General features: G+C 60.4%; 2 protein-coding genes. One reads left to right on the forward strand and one right to left on the reverse strand.

Annotation, left to right across the window (positions count from 1 at the left end):
- Positions 1–1,073, reverse strand: a 1,073-nt coding sequence (gene glmU / locus NW841_RS10000) for a bifunctional UDP-N-acetylglucosamine diphosphorylase/glucosamine-1-phosphate N-acetyltransferase GlmU (RefSeq protein WP_414386236.1), incomplete at its 3' end; no start/stop codon positions are given.
- A 117-nt stretch (positions 1,074–1,190) separates the two neighbouring features.
- On the opposite strand from glmU, the gene NW841_RS10005 reads away from it, so the two are divergent.
- Complete coding sequence (locus NW841_RS10005; protein ID WP_414378346.1) at positions 1,191–1,619, forward strand: SHOCT domain-containing protein; 429 nt, start codon at positions 1,191–1,193, stop codon at positions 1,617–1,619.
- Positions 1,620–1,798: the final 179 nt, after the last annotated feature.

Genomic DNA, 1,798 nt, shown 5'->3' on the forward strand with positions numbered 1-1,798 from the left:
GTGTGGGAGCCAATCTGAGTGTTTTTAACTTCCACAAAGTTGCCAATGCGGCAGCCGTCGCCAATGCAGCTATTGGGGCGGATATGGGCATAGGGCCCTATCCAGACATGGTTGCCGATCTGGCTGTGGCTGACCACCGAGTAGAGGATGTGGCAATCGGAGCCGATGGTGCTGGAGTCAATCCAACTGCCCGGCCCCAGGCGGGTGCGCGGCCCGATGCGGCACCTCCCGCGCAGGTGGGTTTGGGCTTCGATCACCACATCGGGGGCCAATTCCACCGTCTCTTCCAGGCTGACGCTGTCGGGATCCACAAAGGTGACCCCGGCTTCCATCCAAGCTTCCTTAAGGCGATCCTGCAAAATCTGGTGGGCCTGGGCCAGTTGGCGGCGGTCGTTGATGCCAACGATTTCCTGAGGATCCTCAGCGTCTAGGGCAATGGCTTTCTCCAGTAGTTTAACCGCGTCGGTGAGATAGTACTCCTGCTGGGCGTTGTTCCGCTCCAAACTCGGCAGCACCCGGGCCAGGGCCGGCCAATGGAAACAGTAGACGCCGCTGTTGATGCGGCGATTTTGCCGTTGGGCCGGGGTGCAGTCCCGCTCTTCCACCAGCTCCAGGATCCGCTGCTGGGCATCGCAAAACACCCGCCCATAGCCATAGGGATCCGCCACCTGGGCCGAGAGCAAGGTCACATCCGGCTGGACTTGGCGGTGGCGTTCCACCAGCGCCTGCAGGGTTTCCACCCGCAACAGAGGCACATCCCCGTTGACCACCAGCAGATCCCCTTGAAAGTTGCCAAGGACAGGCAGAAGCTGCTGCACCGCGTGTCCGGTGCCCAGTTGCTGGGCCTGCTCCACAAATTCAACCGGGTACCCCTGTAGGGTTTGGCGCACCTGCTCCTGCCCGTAACCCACAATCACCAGACAGCGCTGCGGCTCTAAGGCCAGCACCGTGCGCAGCAGCCGCTCGATCAAAGACAGGGATCCCAGCTTGTGCAGCACCTTGGGCAATTGCGACCGCATACGGGTGCCCTTGCCCGCTGCCAAGATTGCTACGGCCAGCTCCCGCTCTGCCATCTTTGCCCTCCGATCTGCCCCCATCAAGTATACGCGGCAGGCGCTGGTGTTCCCTCCCCCTCTGCCAAGCCCTGGGAAACTGCGCTAGCCTGGTGGCACGTGTAGGTGGGGCAGGGTATGGCCGAGAGTGAGGGCTCCGATACCCCTCTTCAAAAACGTCAGCGCTTGGTCCGCGAGGCAGCCGGCTGGCTGGCAGTGCTGGGGGTGCTGATCCCGGGACTGCAGCGCTTCTACATGGGCCACAAGCGCTGGGGCTGGGTGTACTTGCTGGTGGGGCTGATGGTGTTGGTTCCCTCTATTCCCCTGCAGATCCTCAGCTATGGGCTACGAGCGCTCTGCCTGCTGGAAGGGCTGTGGTTGCTTACCATGACCAATGAGGACTTCGATTTTCGCTTCAATCGGGATCTCATCGAGCTGGACTGGAGCAGCGCGAAAGGTCGGGAAGTCCGGGATCCCGAGCAGCAGTTGGAGCTCCAGTTGAAGCAGGGCTTGATTACCCGCGACGAATACGAGGAGCGCCGCCGCCACCTTCGCGAGATCTCTTGAGTGGGACTGCGATTGCTCCAAGATATTTCCGACCTACAGCCTGTTAATTTAAAATGGGGTACAGGTTTTAAGAGGGAGGAAGAGAGGCCAACCCATTCTTTGGATCTACGGCAAAGAGTTGTAGCAGCTTATCAGGCAGGTCAGACCTCTATCCGTCAGGTAGCCGAACGGTTCATGGT

This window comes from Synechococcus sp. H60.3, from assembly GCF_047462295.1.
Lineage (GTDB): Bacteria > Cyanobacteriota > Cyanobacteriia > Thermostichales > Thermostichaceae > Thermostichus.